18 protein-coding genes and 1 tRNA gene are annotated in these 18,982 nt (G+C 70.1%); 11 read left to right on the forward strand and 8 right to left on the reverse strand.

Features of this window, described 5'->3' with window-relative positions:
* Positions 1-2: 2 nt before the first annotated feature.
* On the forward strand, positions 3-1,271 hold the full coding sequence (locus tag F4559_RS32760) for a D-arabinono-1,4-lactone oxidase (protein ID WP_184674936.1): 1,269 nt from the start codon (positions 3-5) through the stop codon (positions 1,269-1,271).
* Here F4559_RS32760 and F4559_RS32765 read toward each other — a convergent pair whose 3' ends face one another.
* Together F4559_RS32765 and F4559_RS32770 are read right to left on the reverse strand one after the other, a co-directional pair.
* Positions 1,272-1,886, reverse strand: coding sequence for a hypothetical protein (locus tag F4559_RS32765; protein WP_184674937.1), 615 nt, complete (start codon positions 1,884-1,886; stop codon positions 1,272-1,274).
* 913 nt (positions 1,887-2,799) lie between these two features.
* Positions 2,800-2,882 (reverse strand) — tRNA-Leu (locus tag F4559_RS32770).
* 117 nt (positions 2,883-2,999) lie between these two features.
* On the opposite strand from F4559_RS32770, the gene F4559_RS32775 reads away from it, so the two are divergent.
* The 7 genes from F4559_RS32775 (at position 3,000) to pknB (ending at position 12,467) form a co-directional block, all read left to right on the forward strand.
* Positions 3,000-4,205, forward strand: a complete 1,206-nt coding sequence (locus F4559_RS32775; protein WP_184674938.1) for an FHA domain-containing protein — start codon at positions 3,000-3,002, stop codon at positions 4,203-4,205.
* Positions 4,206-4,248: 43 nt separating this feature from the next.
* Complete coding sequence (locus F4559_RS32780) at positions 4,249-4,713, forward strand: FHA domain-containing protein FhaB/FipA (protein WP_184674939.1); 465 nt, start codon at positions 4,249-4,251, stop codon at positions 4,711-4,713.
* A complete protein-coding gene (locus F4559_RS32785; protein WP_184674940.1) occupies positions 4,710-6,107 on the forward strand; it encodes a PP2C family protein-serine/threonine phosphatase in 1,398 nt (465 codons plus the stop codon). The genes F4559_RS32780 and F4559_RS32785 overlap by 4 nt, the downstream gene beginning before the upstream one ends.
* 5 nt (positions 6,108-6,112) lie before the next feature.
* Complete coding sequence (locus tag F4559_RS32790) at positions 6,113-7,579, forward strand: FtsW/RodA/SpoVE family cell cycle protein (RefSeq protein ID WP_184674941.1); 1,467 nt, start codon at positions 6,113-6,115, stop codon at positions 7,577-7,579.
* Entirely contained in the window at positions 7,576-9,042 is a 1,467-nt protein-coding gene (locus tag F4559_RS32795; protein WP_184674942.1) for a peptidoglycan D,D-transpeptidase FtsI family protein, read from the forward strand. Before F4559_RS32790 ends, F4559_RS32795 begins: the two co-directional genes overlap by 4 nt.
* On the forward strand, positions 9,042-10,397 hold the full coding sequence (locus F4559_RS32800) for a protein kinase domain-containing protein (RefSeq protein WP_246445379.1): 1,356 nt from the start codon (positions 9,042-9,044) through the stop codon (positions 10,395-10,397). Before F4559_RS32795 ends, F4559_RS32800 begins: the two co-directional genes overlap by 1 nt.
* 72 nt (positions 10,398-10,469) lie before the next feature.
* Positions 10,470-12,467 carry a Stk1 family PASTA domain-containing Ser/Thr kinase gene (pknB, locus tag F4559_RS32810; protein ID WP_184674944.1) on the forward strand — a complete coding sequence of 666 codons (1,998 nt, stop codon included), beginning with the start codon at positions 10,470-10,472 and terminating at the stop codon, positions 12,465-12,467.
* A 136-nt stretch (positions 12,468-12,603) separates the two neighbouring features.
* Here pknB and F4559_RS32815 read toward each other — a convergent pair whose 3' ends face one another.
* Positions 12,604-13,242: an aminodeoxychorismate/anthranilate synthase component II gene (locus F4559_RS32815; protein ID WP_184674945.1), complete on the reverse strand. Its 639-nt coding sequence runs from the start codon at positions 13,240-13,242 to the stop codon at positions 12,604-12,606.
* A 65-nt stretch (positions 13,243-13,307) separates the two neighbouring features.
* Here F4559_RS32815 and F4559_RS32820 point away from each other — a divergent pair, with 65 nt between their 5' ends.
* Positions 13,308-14,645 (forward strand): FAD-dependent oxidoreductase, encoded by a 1,338-nt coding sequence (locus F4559_RS32820; RefSeq protein WP_184674946.1) that lies wholly within the window; start codon positions 13,308-13,310, stop codon positions 14,643-14,645.
* A 127-nt stretch (positions 14,646-14,772) separates the two neighbouring features.
* Here the strand turns inward: F4559_RS32820 and F4559_RS32825 are convergent, their stop codons facing one another.
* The 3 genes from F4559_RS32825 to F4559_RS32835 are packed head-to-tail and all read right to left on the reverse strand — an operon-like array spanning position 14,773 to position 16,480.
* Positions 14,773-15,162, reverse strand: a complete 390-nt coding sequence (locus F4559_RS32825) for a hypothetical protein (RefSeq protein ID WP_184674947.1) — start codon at positions 15,160-15,162, stop codon at positions 14,773-14,775.
* 26 nt (positions 15,163-15,188) lie between these two features.
* Positions 15,189-15,344 (reverse strand): hypothetical protein, encoded by a 156-nt coding sequence (locus F4559_RS32830; RefSeq protein WP_184674948.1) that lies wholly within the window; start codon positions 15,342-15,344, stop codon positions 15,189-15,191.
* Positions 15,344-16,480: a class E sortase gene (locus tag F4559_RS32835; protein ID WP_312865935.1), complete on the reverse strand. Its 1,137-nt coding sequence runs from the start codon at positions 16,478-16,480 to the stop codon at positions 15,344-15,346. Before F4559_RS32835 ends, F4559_RS32830 begins: the two co-directional genes overlap by 1 nt.
* Before the next feature lie 137 nt (positions 16,481-16,617).
* Between F4559_RS32835 and crgA the strand changes: the two genes are divergently transcribed.
* Both crgA and F4559_RS32845 read left to right on the forward strand, forming a co-directional pair.
* Positions 16,618-16,884: a cell division protein CrgA gene (crgA, locus tag F4559_RS32840; RefSeq protein WP_184674949.1), complete on the forward strand. Its 267-nt coding sequence runs from the start codon at positions 16,618-16,620 to the stop codon at positions 16,882-16,884.
* A 215-nt stretch (positions 16,885-17,099) separates the two neighbouring features.
* Positions 17,100-17,507 (forward strand): PH domain-containing protein, encoded by a 408-nt coding sequence (locus F4559_RS32845; protein WP_184674950.1) that lies wholly within the window; start codon positions 17,100-17,102, stop codon positions 17,505-17,507.
* Between the two features lie 7 nt (positions 17,508-17,514).
* On the opposite strand, the gene F4559_RS32850 is transcribed toward F4559_RS32845, so the two are convergent.
* Both F4559_RS32850 and F4559_RS32855 read right to left on the reverse strand, forming a co-directional pair.
* Positions 17,515-18,390 (reverse strand): rhomboid family intramembrane serine protease, encoded by an 876-nt coding sequence (locus F4559_RS32850; protein WP_312865936.1) that lies wholly within the window; start codon positions 18,388-18,390, stop codon positions 17,515-17,517.
* Positions 18,391-18,398: 8 nt separating this feature from the next.
* Positions 18,399-18,947: a peptidylprolyl isomerase gene (locus tag F4559_RS32855; RefSeq protein WP_312865937.1), complete on the reverse strand. Its 549-nt coding sequence runs from the start codon at positions 18,945-18,947 to the stop codon at positions 18,399-18,401.
* Positions 18,948-18,982: the final 35 nt, after the last annotated feature.

Genomic DNA, 18,982 nt, shown 5'->3' on the forward strand with positions numbered 1-18,982 from the left:
ACATGTGGACGAACTGGGCACGCACGGCGTCCGCCACGCCGCACCGTGTCGCACGACCGACGAGCATCGACGGGATCGCCGCCGCGGTCACGTCCGCACCCGCCGTCCGCCCGCGCGGCAGCGGCCACTCGTTCACCGACATCGCGGTCGCACCCGGCGTGGCCCTGGACCTCGACCGCTGGACCGGTGTCGTCGAGGTGTCCGGCACCCTCGCCACGGTCCGCTCCGGCACCACCCTGCGCACCCTGGGCGCGGCCCTCGACACCGTCGGCCTCGCCCTGGAGAACCTCGGCGACATCGACGCCCAGACCGTCGCCGGCGCCCTGTCCACGGGCACCCACGGCACCGGTGCCCGGTTCGGCGGGCTCGCGACCCAGGTCGTGGCCCTCGAACTCGTGCTCGCCGACGGTTCGCACGTCCGCTGCTCGGCCGCCGAGAACCCGGCGCTGTTCGACGCGGCACGGATCGGCCTCGGCGCGCTCGGCGTGATCACCACCGTGACGCTGCGCTGCGTGCCCGCGTTCACGCTGCACGCCCGCGAGTACCCGGACCGGCTCGACGCCGTGCTCGACGGGTTCGACCACCTCACCGCCACCGAGGACCACGTGGAGTTCCACTGGTTCCCGCATGGCGACCGCGTGCTCGTCAAGCGCAACAACCGCGTCGACGGACCACCCGCACCGCTCTCGGCGGCACGCCGCTTCTACGAGTACGAGGTCGTCGAGAACGGCGCGTTCGGACTGATCTGCGGCATCGCCCGGCACCTCCCCCGGACCACGCGTCCGCTCGGCCGCCTGTGCGGCGTCCTGCTGTCCGGACGCGACTACCGCGACGTGTCCCACCGCGTGTTCGTCACGCCCCGGCGCGTGCGGTTCGTGGAGTCGGAGTACGCCGTGCCCCGCGAGTCGCTGCACGACGTGCTGCGGGAGCTGCGGACCGCCGTCGACCGCCTCGACCACGGGGTCATCGTGCCCGTGGAGGTGCGGGTGGCGGCCGGTGACGACATCTGGCTGTCCACCGCGTACGGGCGGGACACCGCCTACGTCGCGGTGCACCAGGCGTTGGGCATGCCCTACCGGCGGTACTTCGAGGCTTTCGCGAAGATCGCGGGCGCGGTCGGCGGGAGACCGCACTGGGGAAAGCTGCACGGTCTGACCGCACCCGACTTGCGGGAGCGCTATCCCAGGTTCGACGACTTCCGCCGGGTTCGCGCCGAGGTCGACCCCGGGGGCCGGTTCGGCAACGCGTACCTCGACCGCGTCCTGGGGTGATCAGGCGGTCGCGAGGACCTGTTCGTAGACCAGTTCGTTGACCCAGCGCGTGGTCGCGGTGTCCTCGACCGGGACGCTCTCGTTGCGACCGGCCACGTCGGTGGTCAGCTCCAGTTCCTCGTCGGCGAGCAGCACGGAGACGCCGTAGCGGCGCACGCGGGGCAGGCAGTTGGTCAGGTAGTCGTGCGTGAACGCCACCGACGACGGCAGCACGGCCGCCGCGTTGCCGAAGCGGGCGAACGGCACGGCGGAGGCGAGCGCGGTGCGCCAGTGCCGGGCCACGGCCAGGACGCCGACGATGCGCACGGCGGCGGGCGGCACGCGGCCGTCCATCTCGGGCCACACCCACGTGGAGACCGTGGTGCGGTCGACCTCGGGTGCCGCGCCCAGGCACACGCGTTCGGCGTGGGCATCGGCGAGCAGTTCGGCGACGACGACGATCCGGCGGCCCATCAACACCATCTCGGGCAGCACCACGCCGTGCCAGCCGAGGCGGGTCGCCGCCGCGGCGGCCAGCTCCTCCGCGGAGCCGGGCAGTTCGGGAACGGGAACCTCGATCGCCGCGAGCGACCGGGCGTCGTCGGTGTCCGCGATCCGTGCTGGTGTGCTGCTCACGCCAGGGCCTCCTCGGCAACCACGGCGGATGCGACCACCGCGTTTCGACTCGTGCTCTGGATAAGGCGTACCAGTCGGGCGCCCCGGATCCGGCCGCCCGACCGCCGCCCAGCGGTCGACGGCGTCGCCCGGTCGGTAACCGGTCGATCGCCCCTCCGAGGAGTTCAGCCCGGCGGTACTGCCGTCCGGGTGACAGCGAGGGGCGAGGTGGAGCAAAAACTGTGCTCAGAGTGTGCGATCCACGCCTGGAGGACGCCTGGAATTCCGCCGGCCCGGCCCACTGACAGGCCACTCACCGACCGCTCGCCGCAGCAGATCGACCGACGGGCTTGCGCCGACCGCGCGAACGCCGACCGCCGAGCGGCTGCCGAGCCTCGGATACCCGGCGCAGGGCCGGCGAATCCGGATCCGCCGCCATTGCGCCGTTCGAGGGACGGCGGGCGGGATCAAGATCGTCCGATGCCGCACGCACCGCCAGACGGGGCCGGTGCGCGCCGTTCCCCGTCACCGGAGCGGACCAACACCGGTCACGGACGGCAAACCCGATTCGTGCGGGACGCCCGACCCGTCGCCGGGGACCACGACACGAACGGCCCGCAGCCGACCAGGTCAACAACACTGGGCCAAAAGTGTGATCCTGCCCGTCACCCGCCCGAGTCAGGCAATGACGTAGGGCCACTCGGGTCCACCGAGGGACTTCAACCCCACCCTTACGAGACACCGAAGCGGAGTAACGCTAATCACACACCGTCGACCTTCGACACGCCGACCGAGATGTCCGCACACCACGCTCCCGCGCCCCCGGGCCGATCATCGACGGCCCCGGAACCGGACCGGCCGCGCGGCCGGACAAGGCCCCTCCAACGAGAAATCCCCCGTCCGCATTCGCGGCCGGGGGATTTCGATTTCGTTGTGGGCGAGGGGGGAGTTGAACCCCCACGTCCTTTCGGACACACGGACCTGAACCGTGCGCGTCTGCCATTCCGCCACTCGCCCGGAGCGACGGGTGAACCCTAGCACGAGGGCTCCCCCGGGTACCAAATCGCCCCGTGTACGCCCTCCCCGCCCCGGATACGATCGTCGGGACATGTCGACCGAGTCGGAGGGTTTGCCGTGGGCCTCGTACAGCGCTTCGAGCGCCGTCTCGAAGGCATAGTGGGCAACTCCTTCGCCCGGGTGTTCGGCGGCAACGTCCACCCGCAGGAAGTGGCCCAGGCGCTCCAGCGCGAGGCGGAGGGGAACATCCGCGAGCTGGCCGGCGGCCGGCTGCTCGCCCCCAACCACTACAAGGTCCTGCTGGGCCCGCAGGACCACGACCGGCTTGCCGGTGACGGCCAGGATGAACTACGCATCACCCAGCCACTGGAGGACTCCATCAGGGAGCACCTCGAAGAGAGCGGATGGGATACCTATGGTGACGTCGTAGTCTCCCTGGAGCGCTCCGACGCGCTGCACACCGGACAGTTCCACACCAGCTCGTCCGTCGACCCCGACGTGAAAGTTGCCAGCCGACGGTCAGCACCACCTCGCACCGCAGGAGACGGATCCATGAGCCAGCCTCCCGGCTACGGACAAGGACAGGGCCAGCCCGGCTACGACCCCTACGCGCAGGGCGGCTACGGCCAGCAGCAGCAACAGGGTTACGACCAGGGCTACGGCGGCCAGCAGCAGCAACAGGGCTACGGCCAGCAGGGCTACGACCAGGGCTACGGCCAAGGTGGCGGTGGTGGCTACGACCAGGGCTACGGCGGCCAGCAGCAGCAACAGGGCTACGGCCAGCAGGGCTACGACCAGGGCTACGGCGGCCAGCAGCAGCCGGGCTACGACCAGGGCTACGGCCAGCAGCAGCAGCCGGGCTACGGCCAGCAGGGTTACGACCAGGGCTACGGCGGCCAGCAGCAGGGCGGCTACGACCAGGGCTACGGCGGCCAGCAGCAGGGTTACGGCCAGCAGGGCTACGACCAGCAGGGTTACGGCCAGCAGCAGGGCGGCTACGACCAGGGCTACGGCCAGCAGGGCACCCCGCGCCAGCTCAACGCGACGCTGCACCTCGACGACGGGTCGAACCGCACCTACAACCTCAAGCAGGGCGGCAACGTGGTCGGCCGCGGCCAGGAGGCGGACTTCCGGCTGCCCGACACCGGCGTGTCCCGCAGGCACCTGGAGATCACCTGGGACGGGCAGGCTGCCATGCTTGCCGATCTCGGTTCGACAAACGGGACCACGGTGAACGGCACTCCGGTGCAGACTTGGCAGCTCGCGGAAGGCGACGTCGTCCGCATCGGCCACTCGTCCCTGGTGTTCCGCACCCAGGGTTGAGCCGAGGGCGTGACGGCACTCAAGTCAGGAGCGGGTACAACCGGTGCCAGAGCTGGTGATGCAGCTGACCAGGGCGGGATTCCTCATCCTGCTCTGGTTGTTCGTGTTGGCTGCGCTACGAGTGGTCCGCTCGGACCTGTACGCGGCGTCGGGACTGCGCGTTCCGACGCCGCGGTTCGGTAGGCGCGCGAAGAACAACGCCCGCGGCGGGGCGAAAGCGCCCCGGCAGCTCGTCGTCACGCACGGCGCGCTGACGGGCACGCGGATCTCCCTCGACGGCCGGCCGATCCTGATCGGCCGCGCGGACGACTCGACGCTCGTCCTGGACGACGACTTCGCCTCGACCAGACACGCACGGCTCTCGCTGCGCGGAACGGACTGGTACGTGGAGGATCTCGGCTCCACGAACGGCACATACCTCGACCGGGCGAAGGTCACGGCACCCCTCCGGGTCCCGCTCGGTTCCCCGATCCGCATCGGCAAAACCGTGATCGAGCTGCGCTCATGACCCTGGTTCTCCGTTACGCGGCCCGCAGCGACCGTGGCCTGGTCCGTTCCAACAACCAGGACTCCGTGTACGCGGGACCGCGCCTGCTCGCCCTCGCCGACGGCATGGGCGGCCACGCCGCCGGCGAGGTGGCCAGCAAGGTCGTCATCGCCGCCCTGGCACCGCTGGACGACGACGAGCCGGGCGACGACCTGCTCGGCCAGTTGCGCGACGCGGTGATCTCGGGCAACAGCGCGATCTCCGAGCTCGTGCAGAGCGACCCGGACCTCGACGGCATGGGCACCACGCTCACCGCCGTGCTGTTCGCGGGCTCCCGGCTCGGCATGGTGCACATCGGCGACTCCCGGGCGTACATGCTGCGCAACGGCGTGTTCACGCAGATCACGCACGACGACACGTTCGTCCAGTCGCTGATCGACGAGGGCCGGATCACCGAGGAGGAGGCCGCGACGCACCCGCAGCGCTCACTGCTGCTGCGCGCGTTGACCGGCCACGAGGTCGAACCGCGCCTGATGGTGCGCGAGGCCCGGCCGGGCGACCGGTACCTGCTGTGCTCGGACGGCCTGTCCGGCGTGGTCAGCATGGAGACGCTCGACGAGGCCATGCGCATCCCCGACCCGCAGGCGTGCGCGGACCGGATGATCGAGTTGGCGCTCAAGGGCGGTGGCCCGGACAACGTGACCGTGGTCATCGCGGACGTCGTCGACATCGACTTCGGCGAGGACGCGCCGATCGTGGGCGGTGCCGCCGGCGACGGCAGCGCCGACCCGCCGCCGCCGGACTCACCGGCGTCGCGGGCGAGTTCGATCACGGGCCCGCGGCCGGTGCCGCCACGCGTCGAGGCGCCTCCCCCGCCGCCGCCCCGCAAGCGCGGCGCGAAGGTCAAGGCGTTGGCGCTGGTCGTGTTCCTGCTGCTGGTCCTGGCCGCGGCCGGACTGGGCACGCGCTGGTACGTGATGCGCCAGTACTACGTCGGCACGACCGAGGACGGCCAGGTGTCGATCTTCCGGGGCGTGACCGGCAGCGTGTTCGGGATCAACCTGCACTCGTTCGTCGAGGGCTCGTGCCCGCCCGGCGCGCAGGCGTGCGAGCCGATCACCCTGGACGACCTGAAGGTGTCGACGCGCGACGTCGTGCGCAACGGCATCACCGAGGTCGACGGCCTGGAGGGTGCGCGCGAGGCGATCCGACGCCTGCGCACCGAGCAGACGTTGCCGTTCTGCCCGAAGAATCCGCCACCGGCCACCGTGCCCGCCACGACGACACCGGCCGCGCCGACCACGACCGCCGACCCGTCGGCGACCGGCCAGGCCACGCCACCGACCACGACGACGGGCATGCCGCTCACCACGTCCGTACCGAAGCCGGGCACGGACTGCCGGAAGGGTCAGTAATCACCATGGGTTCGCCGGTCACCGGCGCCGACGGCACGCCGCTCGCGACGGCGAACAGCACGTCGCCCGGCTTCAGGCCGAGCACGAAGAGGAACACCGCGGAACTCTTCATGCTCGCCTTCGCGTCCATCATCGTGACGGGCGCGCTGATCCTGGTGGAGGCCAACCAGGAGCAGGAGCTGACGATGGGCATCGTCTGGCTCGGCCTGTCGTTCATGGGCGTGATGACGGTGGCCCACCTGGCCGTGCGCCGATGGGCGCCCAACGCGGACCCGGTGCTGCTGCCGTGCGTCGGCCTGCTCAACGGCCTGGGCCTGGTCATGATCCACCGGATCGACCTGGCCATGGAGGACGTCAAGTTCCCCAACGGCACCACGTGGTCGGACGCCGCGCCCAAACAGGTCGCGTGGACGGCGATCTCGCTGCTGCTGTTCTGCGTGGCGTTGAAGTTCCTGTCCGACCACCGCACGCTCGCCCGCTACGGCTACACGTTCGGCTTCCTCGGTCTGATCGCCCTGGTGCTGCCCGGCGTGCTGCCCAGCTTCATCGCGCCGGAGATCAACGGTGCGAAGATCTGGCTGAGCTTCGGCGCGTTCTCCATCCAGCCGGGCGAGTTCGCCAAGATCCTGCTGATGGTCTTCTTCGCCTCGTTCCTGGTGCAGAAGCGCGAACTGTTCACCGCGGCCGGACGCCGGGTGCTGGGCCTGGACCTGCCGCGTGCCCGCGACCTCGGTCCGCTGGTCGCCGCGTGGGCGGTCGGCGTGAGCATCATGGTGCTCCAGAAGGACCTCGGCTCGTCACTGCTGTTCTTCGGCATCGTGCTGGTGCTGCTGTACGTGGCGACCGAGCGGGCCGCGTGGGTCGTGCTGGGCCTGACGATGTTCTGCGTCGGCGCGTTCGCGGGCTGGAAGGTGTTCTCGCACGTCCAGGTCCGCGTGCAGAACTGGCTGGACCCGTTCGCCGACCCGTCCGGTTCGGGTTACCAGATCGTGCAGTCGCTGTTCGGCCTGGGCACGGGCGGCCTGTTCGGCGCGGGCCTCGGCGGTGGGCGTCCCGACCAGATCCCCGAGGCGAACACGGACTTCATCGCGGCGGTGATCGGCGAGGAGCTCGGGTTCGTCGGGCTCGCGGCCGTGCTGCTGGTCTACATGGTGTTCGCGATGCGCGGGCTGCGTGCCGCGCTGTCCGTACGGGACACGTTCGGCAAGCTGCTCGGCGGCGGCCTGGCGTTCGCCGTGGCCTTCCAGCTCTTCATCATCGTCGGCGGGGTCACCAAGCTGATCCCGATGACCGGCATCACCGCGCCGTTCCTGTCCAAGGGCGGTTCGTCGCTGCTGGCCAACTACGTGCTCGTGGCGCTGCTGCTGCGCATCTCCGATGCCGCACGCGCGCCCAAGGCCGCACCGGCGCCCCGGCCCCAGCAGCCCGCGATCGCCGACCAGTTCACTGTGATGGTGGAGCGTCCGAAATGAACACACCGCTCCGCCGCGTCGGCATCGCCATGATGGCGATGTTCCTGCTGCTGCTGGCCAACGCCACCTACGTGCAGGTCATCAAGGCCGACGACTACCGCAAGGACCCGCTGAACCGGCGCGTCCTGCTCGACCAGTACTCGCGGGAGCGCGGGCGGATCATCGCCGCCGACGACACGCCGATCGCCGCCGTGGAGAAGACCACGGACCGGCTGCGGTTCCTGCGCACCTACGCCGACGGCCCGGCGTTCGCGCCGGTCACCGGCTACTTCTCCACGACCTACGGCACGGGCGGCCTGGAGCACGCCGAGGACGACCTGCTCAACGGGTCCGACGACCGGCTGTTCGCGCGCCGGGTGTCCGACCTGATCACGGGTCGCGACCCCAAGGGCGGCAGCATCCAGCTGACCATCGACCCGAAGCTGCAGAAGGCCGCGTTCGACGGGCTGGCCGGCGTCACCGGGTCCGTGGTGGCCATCCGCCCGTCGACCGGCGAGATCCTGGCCATGACCAGCACCCCGTCCTACGACCCGAACCGGTTGGCCAGCCACGACCCCGCCGTGCAGGAGGAGGCGTGGGAGGAGCTGAACGCGCCCGACTCCGGCGAGCCGATGCTCAACCGGTCGGTCGACGCGATCTACCCGCCGGGTTCGACGTTCAAGCTCGTGGTCGCGTCCGCCGCGCTCGCCGACGGCGCCACCAAGGACACCCAGGTCGACGGCCGGCCGACGATCAAGCCGCCGGGCACCGACGTCCCGCTGCCCAACTTCAACGACTCGATCTGCGGCAACGGCGTGACCGCCACCCTCCAGGAAGCGCTCGCCAAGTCGTGCAACACCGCGTTCGCGACGCTGGCCAACGACCTGGGCAAGGACAAGCTGAACAAGCAGGCGGCCAAGTTCGGGTTCGACGACAAGGACCTGGAGATCCCGCTGCCGGTCGCGACGTCGACGCTGGGTCCGATGGCGGACACGCCGGCGATCTACCAGACCGGCATCGGCCAGCGCGACGTGCGCGTGACGCCGCTGCTCAACTGCATGGTGGCCGCGACGATCGCGAACCGCGGTACGCGGATGGCCCCCCAGCTCGTGAAGAAGATCATCGCGCCGGACCTGAGCATCGTCGACGAGAACAAGCCCGACGAGGTCGACGAGGCCCTGGAGCCCGAACAGGCCGACACGCTGCGCGACATGATGGTGGAGTCGGAGAAGAACACCGCCGGCGGCGGCAAGCTCAACGGCGTCACCATCGCCTCCAAGACGGGCACCGCCGAGCACGGCACGAACGCCCGCGCGACCAAGCCGCACGCCTGGTACGTGGCGTTCGCGCCCGCCGAGAAGCCGGAGATCGCGGTCGCGGTCCTGGTGGAGAACGGCGGCGACGCGGGCCTGCAGGCCACCGGCGGCAAGGTCGCGGCACCGATCGGCCGCGCGGTCATCGGTGCCTTCCTCGGGGGCCGATGATGCTGACCTCGGGCCAGTTGCTCGCCGAGCGGTACCGCCTTGGCAGGCGGATCGCCGTCGGCGGCATGGGCGAGGTCTGGGAGGCCGACGACACCCGGCTCGACCGGCGGGTCGCGGTGAAGGTGCTCAAGGCGGAGCTGTCCGGCGACCCGCAGTTCCTCGACCGGTTCCGGATCGAGGCGCGCACGACCGCGTCGCTCAACCACCCGGGCATCGCGTCGGTGCACGACTACGGCGAGACCGCGTCCGTGCCCGACGGTCCCGAGGACACCGCGTACCTGGTCATGGAACTGGTCGAGGGCGAGCCGCTGGCCGCGGTCATCGCCCGCGGCCGGCTCACCGCCGACCGGACGTTGGACGTGCTGGAGCAGGCGGGCAACGCGTTGCAGGCCGCGCACGAACGCGGCCTGGTGCACCGGGACGTCAAGCCGGGCAACATCCTGGTGACCCCGACCGGCCAGGTGAAGATCACCGATTTCGGGATCGCGAAGGCGGCCGACGCGGCACCGGTGACGCACAACGGCATGGTCATGGGCACCGCGCACTACATCGCGCCGGAACAGGCCCTGGGGCACGCGGCCGAACCCGCGTCGGACGTGTACGCGCTCGCCGTGTGCGGCTACGAATGCCTCGCCGGGCACCGGCCGTTCCTGTCCGAGAACGCGGTGACCGTGGCGATGATGCACATCCGCGACCTGGCGCCGCCGCTGCCGCCGGACGTCCCGCCGGGTGCGCGGGCGCTGGTCGAGGCGACGCTGGTCAAGGACCCCCGGCAGCGGTACCGCAACGGCGGCGAGTTCGCGCAGGCGGTGAACGCCGTGCGGTCGGGACTGCCGCTGCCCGCGCCGTCCGGGTTCGCGATGGCCGTCGGCGCACCGCACCCGCCGTCGCCGCACCCCGGCCTGCCCGTGGTGAACCCCGGGCCTCCGGTGGCGCCGCAGCACACCGGGACGTTCGGCCGGCCGCCTGTCCAACCGGGGCGCAACAGGGCGGTGCTGTGGGTTATGGTCGCTGTGCTGGCGACCGTCCTCCTGGTCCTCGGCATCGTCATCGTGCGCGCGATCGCGAAGTCCGACACCGGACCGGGCGGGGCGAGCGGTACGGGCACCACGAGCGCCCGCGCCACGGCACCGGCCGACCCGACCCCCGATCAAGTCAAGATCGACACCGGCCGGTACGTCGGACGGTACGCGGACGAGGTCATGAACGAGCTGGCCGCGAAGAACCTGAAGCCGGAACTGCTCGACGTGGACGGCCTGCCCGTGCTCGACCGGGCGAACTGCCGGGTGGAGCGGATCGAGCCGGTCGAGGTCTCGATCGGCGAACAGGTCAGGGTGACCTGTGTACGGACATAGCGCGCGACGGGTACGAAAGCGAACGGCCGGCAGGATGGTGGGACCGTTGACGAGGAGCGGGACGAAGCACTGATGAGCACTCCGCGACTGCTCTCCAACCGCTACGAACTGGGTGAGACCCTCGGCTACGGCGGTATGTCGGAGGTTCACAAGGGCCGCGACGTGCGGCTCGGCCGGGACGTGGCGATCAAGGTGCTCCGTGCAGACCTCGCCCGCGACACCCAGTTCCAGGAACGGTTCCGCCGCGAGGCCCAGAACTCGGCGGCGTTGAACCACCCCGCGATCGTCGCCGTCTACGACACCGGCGAGACCCAGACCGACTACGGCCCGCTGCCCTACATCGTCATGGAGTTCGTCGACGGGCGGACGCTGCGCGACCTCGTGAAGACACAGGGACCGCTGGCCGGCAAGCGGGCCATGGAGATCATGGCCGACGTGTCCGCGGCCCTGGACTTCAGCCACCGGCACGGCATCGTGCACCGCGACGTGAAGCCCGCGAACGTGATGATCACGCGGTCCGGCGCGGTGAAGGTGATGGACTTCGGCATCGCGCGCGCGGTGCACGACGGGCAGGCGGCGGTCACCCAGACCGCGGCCGTGATCGGCACGGCGCAGTACCTGTCCCCCGAGCAGGCCCGCGGCGAGGCCGTCGACGGGCGTTCCGACGTGTACGCGTCGGGGTGCGTGCTGTTCGAACTGCTCACGGGCGAGCCGCCGTTCACCGGCGACTCGCCGGTGGCCGTGGCGTACCAGCACGTGCGGGAGGACCCGAAGCCGCCGTCGGCGCTCAACCCCAAGGTCACGCCCGCGCTGGACGCGATCGTGCTCAAGGCGATGGCGAAGGGACCGGCCAACCGGTACCAGTCGGCCGCCGAACTGCGTGCCGACCTCGTGCGCGTGTTGTCGGGCCAACGCCCGTCGGCACCGGCCGTGATGACGGCCGAGGACCGTACGGCGGTCATGAACCAGACGTCGTCCCCGCGCACCGAGGTGCAGTCGGGCGGCCGGCACCGGCCGTCGGCCGTGCGCGAGGAGCCGTCGGGCTACGACCCGTTGGACGACGAGGACCTGGAACGGCGGGCAAGGCGCAGGAAGGCCTTGATCGTCGGGCTCGTGGTGCTGCTGTGCATCGCCGTGCTGGCGATGGCCGCGTGGATCACGACGTCGTTGCTGGACAACGACGACCAGACCAAGAGCAACAAGGTGAAGGTCCCGTCCCTGGCCGGCCAGACGCAGACCGCGGCCCGTGCCGCGGTGGCCGGCGCGGGCCTGGTGTTCAAGATCGACCTGGTGCCGTGCCAACCCGGCGCCAACGGCGCACCCGCCCCGTGCGGCGCGGACGGCATCGACAAGGTCATCGACAGCGACCCGCCGGCCAACAGCGAGGTCGACCGCAACACGGACGTGCGCGTGCGGATCGGCAGCAGCCCGGAACAGATCGACGTGCCCGACCTGCGCGGCCTGGCACCCCAGGAAGCACAGGCGAAGCTGGGCAGCGACTTCACACTCGCACCCAACCAGGAAACCGTCGAGGTCGACGACGACACGAAGGTCGGCAAGGTCGCGGAGCAGACCCCGATGCCGGGCACGAAGGCCGCCAAGGGCAGCGCCATCACGATCCGCATCGGCAAGGCGCAGGACAAGGTCCAGCTGCCCGACGTGACCGAGACGGACGCCGCCGACGCGAAGGCCACGTTGGAAGGACTCGGCTTCAAGGTCCAGACGAAGGAAGTGGACGGCACCGCGAAGCAGGGCCTCGTCGTCTCCCAGGACCCACCGTCGAGCAGGCAGCCCAAGGGCACCGTCGTGACGTTGAACGTGTCACGCGGAAACCAGATCCTCATGCCCGACATCAGGAACATGTCCGAAACGCAGGCAAGGACCAAGCTGCAACAACTCGGCTGGACCGGCGACCTGCAGGAGAACGGGAAGACGGCGGTCAGCGACCCGTCGAAGGACAACAAGATCCAGACCCAGTCCGTCGACCCCCAGCAGCCGATCACCAAGAACCAGCGGATCACCGTGAGCGTGGGCGAGTTCCGCCCAGGCGGACCGACGACGACCAGGTAGCCACACACGGCACACGCACGCACTCAGGCACCAAGCACACACCCGCTTGGTGCCTGAGTGCGTATTTCACGGTGTCCGAACGCACAACTCGCGGTGTCTGAACGCATGACTCGCGCGTTCGGGAACGCAAAGAACCTCAACGAGCGGCAGCGGCCAACCGGCGCATTCCGGACTCCAGGGAAGCGACCACGTCCTCAGCCACCTCGAACCCGCAGACCCGCAACCAGTTGGCCAACATCCGATGCCCGCTGTCGGTCAACACCGACTCCGGGTGGAACTGCACACCCTCCACCGGCAGACTCCGGTGCCGCATGGCCATCACCACACCGGACTCCGTCGTCCCCGTGACCTCGAACTCCTCCGGAATCGTCTCCGGCACGACAGCCAACGAGTGGTACCGGGTCGCGGTGAACGGATCGGGCACCCCGGCCAACACCCCACCGCCCCGGTGGTGCACGACGCTCGTCTTGCCGTGCAACAACTCCGGAGCGAGGTCGACCGTCCCACCCCACACCGCACCGATCGCCTGATGTCCCAGGCAGACGCCGAACACCGGCACCCCGGAATCCGCGCACTCGCGGATGACGTCCATCGACCGCCCGGCCCGCTCGGGCGTCCCCGGCCCCGGGCTGATCAGCACGCCGCCGAACTGCCGCACCTCACCCAGGGGCACCTCGTCGTTGCGCCAGACCACGGACTCGACGCCGAGCTGGGCCAGGTACTGGACCAGGTTGTAGACGAAGCTGTCGTAGTTGTCGACGACGAGTACGCGCATGCCCCCAGGGTAACCGTGACGAACCTCTCCACAGAAGTGAACTTAGGCTCACCTAACCTAATGGTATGACACGTTCACTCCGCGTCGCCGTGGTCGGCGCAGGCCCGGCGGGCATCTACGCCGCCGACATCCTGACCAAGTCCGACGTCGAGGTGAGCGTCGACCTGTTCGAACGCATGCCCGCGCCCTACGGCCTGATCCGCTACGGCGTCGCACCCGACCACCCGCGGATCAAGGGGATCGTCAACGCCCTCCAGAAGATCCTCGACCGCGACGGCGTGCGGTTCTTCGGCAACGTCGAGTACGGCGTCGACCTCAAGCTCGACGACCTGCGTCACTTCTACGACGCCATCGTCTTCTCCACCGGTGCCGAGAAGGACCGCCCGCTGGACCTGCCCGGCATCGACCTGCCCGGCTCGTACGGTGCGGCCGACTTCGTCTCCTGGTACGACGGCCACCCGGACGTGCCGCGCACGTGGCCGCTCGACGCCCGCCAGGTCGCGGTCCTCGGCGTCGGCAACGTCGCACTCGACGTCGCCCGCGTGCTGGCCAAGACCGCCGACGAGCTGCTCACCACCGAGATCCCGGACAACGTCCACGCCGGCCTGAAGGCCAGCCCGGTCACGGACGTCCACGTGTTCGGCCGACGTGGACCGGCACAGGCCAAGTTCACGCCGCTGGAGCTGCGCGAACTCGACCACTCCCCCAACGTCGAGGTCATCGTGCACCCCGAGGGCATCGACTTCGACGCGGCGAGCATGGCCGCGATCCGCTCGAACAAGCAGGTCGAGATGGTCGTGAAGACCCTCCAGGAGTGGGCGATCCGCGACCCCGGAAGCCGTCCCCGCAGGCTGCACCTGCACTTCCTCGAGGCGCCCGTGGCGATCGAGGGCGAGAACAAGGTCGAACTGCTGCGCACCGAGCGCATGGAGCTGACCGGCGACGGGAACGTCCGCGGCACGGGCGAGTTCACCGACTGGCCGGTCCAGGCCGTCTACCGGGCGGTGGGCTACCTGTCGACGCACCTGTCCGACCTGCCGTTCGACCACGTCTCCGGCACGGTCCCGCACCAGGCCGGCCGCGTGCTCGACCTGGACGAGCAGCACATCCCCGGCGTCTATGTCACGGGTTGGATCAAGCGCGGCCCGATCGGGCTCATCGGCCACACCAAGGGCGACGCGCTGGAGACCGTGACCAGCCTGCTGGCCGACGCCGAACACCGGGCCACCGACGCCACACCCGAAGCCGTCGTCAGGTTCCTGGAGCAACGCGCGATCCCGTTCACCACGAACGAGGGCTGGCTCAAGCTCGACGCGCACGAAAAAGCCCTGGGCACCGCCCAGGGCCGCGACCGGATCAAGGTCGTCGACCGCGACGAGATGACCGGGATCTCCCGCTCCTGAGCCTCGATCCCCCCGGTCCGCCTTCCCGGACGACGACCTGGAAACTCGTTCTCACCGTGACGCACCGCCGGGCAACGGCGTTGTCGAATGTCCACTCCCGCCCCTTCCCCCGGGAACCCGAACCCGCTCAGTACCACCTGACCGCGGTCCATAAGTCGGGCGCGACCGTGGCGACCACGGTCGGCGCGACGGTGATCAGGACGGCGCTCACCCAGGACGCCGGACCTGACACCTTCAAAAGGCGTGCGGTCCAGAGGTTGACGGTGAAGAACAGCAATACGAAGAACACCAGCACCACGACGTCGAAGGCCACGGAGAACAGCACGCCGTCGGAGCCGAACTTGGTGTCGGGCTCGGCCCAGCCGAGCCCGACACCCACGGTGTTGGAGAGCAGGTCGACGAGCAGCAGGAGGGGCAACACACCGACGTAGCCCAGCACGGCGTTGATCACCGCCGCGCAGGACCGGCCGGCGAGGCGCCTCCACCACGCCCGCACCTCCAAGCCGGTGTCGTTCACATTCCTCCGTTGTGCCGAGTCCCCTGCTAGCCGGTCGTCACGTTGTTGAACGGCAGTTTCGGCTCCGCCCACGGGAACACGACGAACATCAGCAACGCCACCACCCCGGCCACGAGCACCAGCGCCTCCAGGATGCGCACGGGCAGCGGGCCGGGGAGGTGGCGCCAGATCCAGCCGTACATCACTGCTCCTTGAGTTCGTCCGGGATGAACCCGGGCTTCTTGTCGTACCCCTTCACGAACACCGCGTGCACGATCAGCCGCTGCTTGTCGGAGAAGCGCGGGTGGCACGTCGTCAGCGTCATCAGCGGCAGCTTGTCGCCCGCCGGGTCGCCGTCGACGTGCGGCACGGTGTTGATCACCTCGCCCTGGTGCGGTGTCACGATCTCCTGGCCGACGGTCCGCGAGTAGTCGCCCTGCAGCGGCGTCACGCCCGCGCACCGCGCCGACCTGCCCTTGCCCTCGGCCCACCCGGCGGCTTCCTTCGACGTGGGCAGCATGCGGTAGACGAACCACTGCGTCTGGGTCTCGACCACGATCGCGTCGCACGACGAGAGCAGGTCCAGGTCGTTGAACGGTGCGCCCTTGCCGACCCGGTGGCCGGCGACCGCGAAGTTGCCCGGCTGGCCGGGCAGGGCCGTGCCCACGTAGTGCCCCGGGCCGATCTGGAGATCCGGGTCCGTGGTGCCCTCGACGATGGAGAACTTGTAGTCGACGCCGAACACCGGGATGTACATCTTTGCGAACGCCTGGCCGCTGATCAGGTCGTACTGGGCCTGGCGCTGCGGGTCGGCCTCGACCGTGTTCGAGTCCCACTGCTGGTCGAGCGCCGTAGTGGCGTCCTCCTGCTTGCCCGCCGAGATCAGGTCGGTGACGTAGACCTCGTAGACGACGAACAGCAGGACCACGAGGCCCGCGGTGATGAGCAGTTCGCCAAAGGCGCGGATCGTCTTGCGCACGGGACCGTCCGGCGGTGGAGGCGGGGGCGACTCGTCGGAGGCCGCCGGGCTGACACCGTCATCGTCCACGGACTCGTCCTCGGTCGCCGCCGCGACGCGCGGGATGACCTCGGTCGGCGGCTCAGGGGGACGCCGTGGGCCGGCACGCGGCGGTACGGGGCGTTGCGGTGCAGGACGCGGTGACGCGGGCCGGGCCGGCGCCAGGTCGCCCGAGAACGCGTCGACGTACACGGTCGCTTCGGTGTCCCCGCCCACCGGGCCGATCCGCTGGGTGCGTTCGGCGTCCGACGGGGGACGGCCGCGCCGTTCGGGGCGCGGCCCCCGACCCGGTGTGCCGCCGCGGGGCGGGTCGTAGCTCACCGCGAAACCTCCCGGTCCGGACGGGCCCGGACTTCACACTGCTTTGGCGACCTGCCCGGTTACGTTAACGTGTTCATCCAGCAGTGGTCGTAGACACGCGCCACTGGAGGCTCATCCACCCGTCAGGCGAGGACAGCATGCCCAAGTCCAAGGTCCGCAAGAAGGCCGTTTACACGGCGCCGACCGATCGCCGTACCCCGGTGAAGGTCAAAGCGGCGGGGCCTTCGCACCCGGTGTACATCGCCATCATGCTCGGCCTGATGCTGCTGGGGCTGGCGTGGCTCGTGGTCAACTACATCGCGGGCGACAAGATCCCGGTGATGATGGACCTGGGCTCGTGGAACTTCGCCATCGGGTTCTCGCTGATGATCATCGGCCTGTTGATGACCATGAAGTGGCGCTGACGTCGCAAGACGCCCCGTGAGCGACGGCCCGGACGTGTTCCACGTCCGGGCCGTTCCACGTTCACCCGACGTTCGCCGCGTTCACCGTCCCGTCGCCGAAACACACCCCTGTAACTCATCCCCATTGGGGACAACTCCTGTGGATAACTTTGCGCGTTTTCGCACAAGCGCCGGTCGGGGGCCCGGTTTGTCCACAGGTACGGGACACTCGACGGGTGACACCCGCCCGGACCTGGTCCCCGAAACGCGCCATCGTCGTGGTCGACGCCGTACTCGTGGCGCTCGCCCTCGTGGCCGTCCCGTTCACCACCGACGCCACCGGCCGCGTGCTGCTGGTCGTCCTGGCCGCGCTCGGCGCGCTGTGGACGGCGCACTTCGCCGTCCGCCGGCTCACGGCCGACGACACCGGCCTGACGCTCGGCACGCTCACCGGTGCCAAGCACCTGCCGTGGCACGAGGTGAAGATCAAGCTCGTGCACACGCGCAGGCTGGGCCGCGAGGTCGCGACCCTGGAACTGGACTGGGCGCGCGGCGACGACGAGAAGCTCTATGTGCTGACGCCGTTCGACCTGGGCACGGACCCGGTCGAGGTGACCGACGTGCTGCACGCCCTGCGCCCCTGACCGGCCGTCACCAGAGCTGGGCGGTCCGCACGGCCGTCATCACCAGCAGCAGCACCACGGCTCCCCCGACGGCAAGCGTTTGCCACCGGGCCCGGTCGGCGGCCGGCGCGTACACGAACCCGGCCGTCACGGCGGCACCGATCACCAGGCCGCCCAGGTGCCCGAGCAGCGAGATGTCCGGCAGCGTCACGCTCAACACCAGGTTGAGACCGACCACGGACAGCGCGGGCACCAGGTTGAGCTTGAGCCTGAGCACCGCGACCAGCATGGCGCCCATCAACCCGTACACCGCGCCCGAAGCGCCGACGACCGGCACGTTGAGCTTCCCGAACAGGTACACGGCGACGCTGCCGCCGAGCAGCGACGTCAGGTAGAGCGCCAGGAACCGCACCCGGCCGAACGCCGGTTCGAGATCACGGCCCAGGATGTAGAGCGAGAGCATGTTCAGCGCCAGGTGCGTGACGCCCAGGTGCAGGAACCCCGAGGTCAGCAGCCGCCACCACTCACCGAGCATGACGGCGACCGGCAGCAGGTCGAGCTGTTGGTACGGCTCGGACAGGTCGTTGCGCGCGACGCTGCCCGCGAGCAGGGCCGAGCCCGCGAACAGCAGCACGTTGACCGCGATCAACGCCTGCGTCACGCGCGGGCGCGGGTCGAACTCGGCGCCGACGAACGTGACCGGCCGGCGCACCGAGCGCCGGCCGTCCGCCACGCAGTCGACGCACTGGTAGCCGACGGCGGCCTCCCGCAGGCATTCCGGGCACGCCGGGCGTTCGCAGCGCGTACACCGCAGCCCGGTGGCCCGGTCGGGGTGGCGGCTGCACGGGGGCAGGCTCGCCTCGACCGGGTCGCCGGGCCGCGGGTGGTTCGGCGGGGTCGCCACCGGGTCCGTCAGGAGCGCTCGATGGTGACCGACTCGATCACCACGTCGGTCAGCGGGCGGTCGCCACCGTCGGTCTCGGTCGCACCGATGGCGTCGACGACGTTGCGCGACTCCTGGTCGGCGACCTCGCCGAAGATCGTGTGCTTGAAGTTCAGCCACGTGGTCGCGCCGACCGTGATGAAGAACTGCGAGCCGTTCGTGTTCGCACCTGCGTTGGCCATGGCCAGCAGGTACGGCTTGTTGAACTGGAGTTCGGGGTGGAACTCGTCGGCGAACTTGTACCCGGGACCGCCGCGGCCGGTACCGGTCGGGTCGCCACCCTGGAGCATGAAGCCCGAGATGACGCGGTGGAAGATCGCGCCGTCGTAGAACGGGCCGGTCGGCTCGCCCTTCGCGTTCGGCTCGAAGTACTCCTTGGTGCCCTCGGCGAGCCCGACGAAGTTGCCCACGGTCTTGGGAGCGTGGTCGGGGAAGAGCGTGATCCGGATGTCGCCCCGCGACGTGCGCAGGGTTGCGGTCACCTTGGTCCCGACGAGCGATTCTTTGCTGTCCGTCACGCCCCCATCGTGCCATCCGGAGGCGACGTGGTTGG

The sequence above is a fragment of the Saccharothrix violaceirubra genome, from assembly GCF_014203755.1.
GTDB lineage: Bacteria > Actinomycetota > Actinomycetes > Mycobacteriales > Pseudonocardiaceae > Actinosynnema > Actinosynnema violaceirubrum.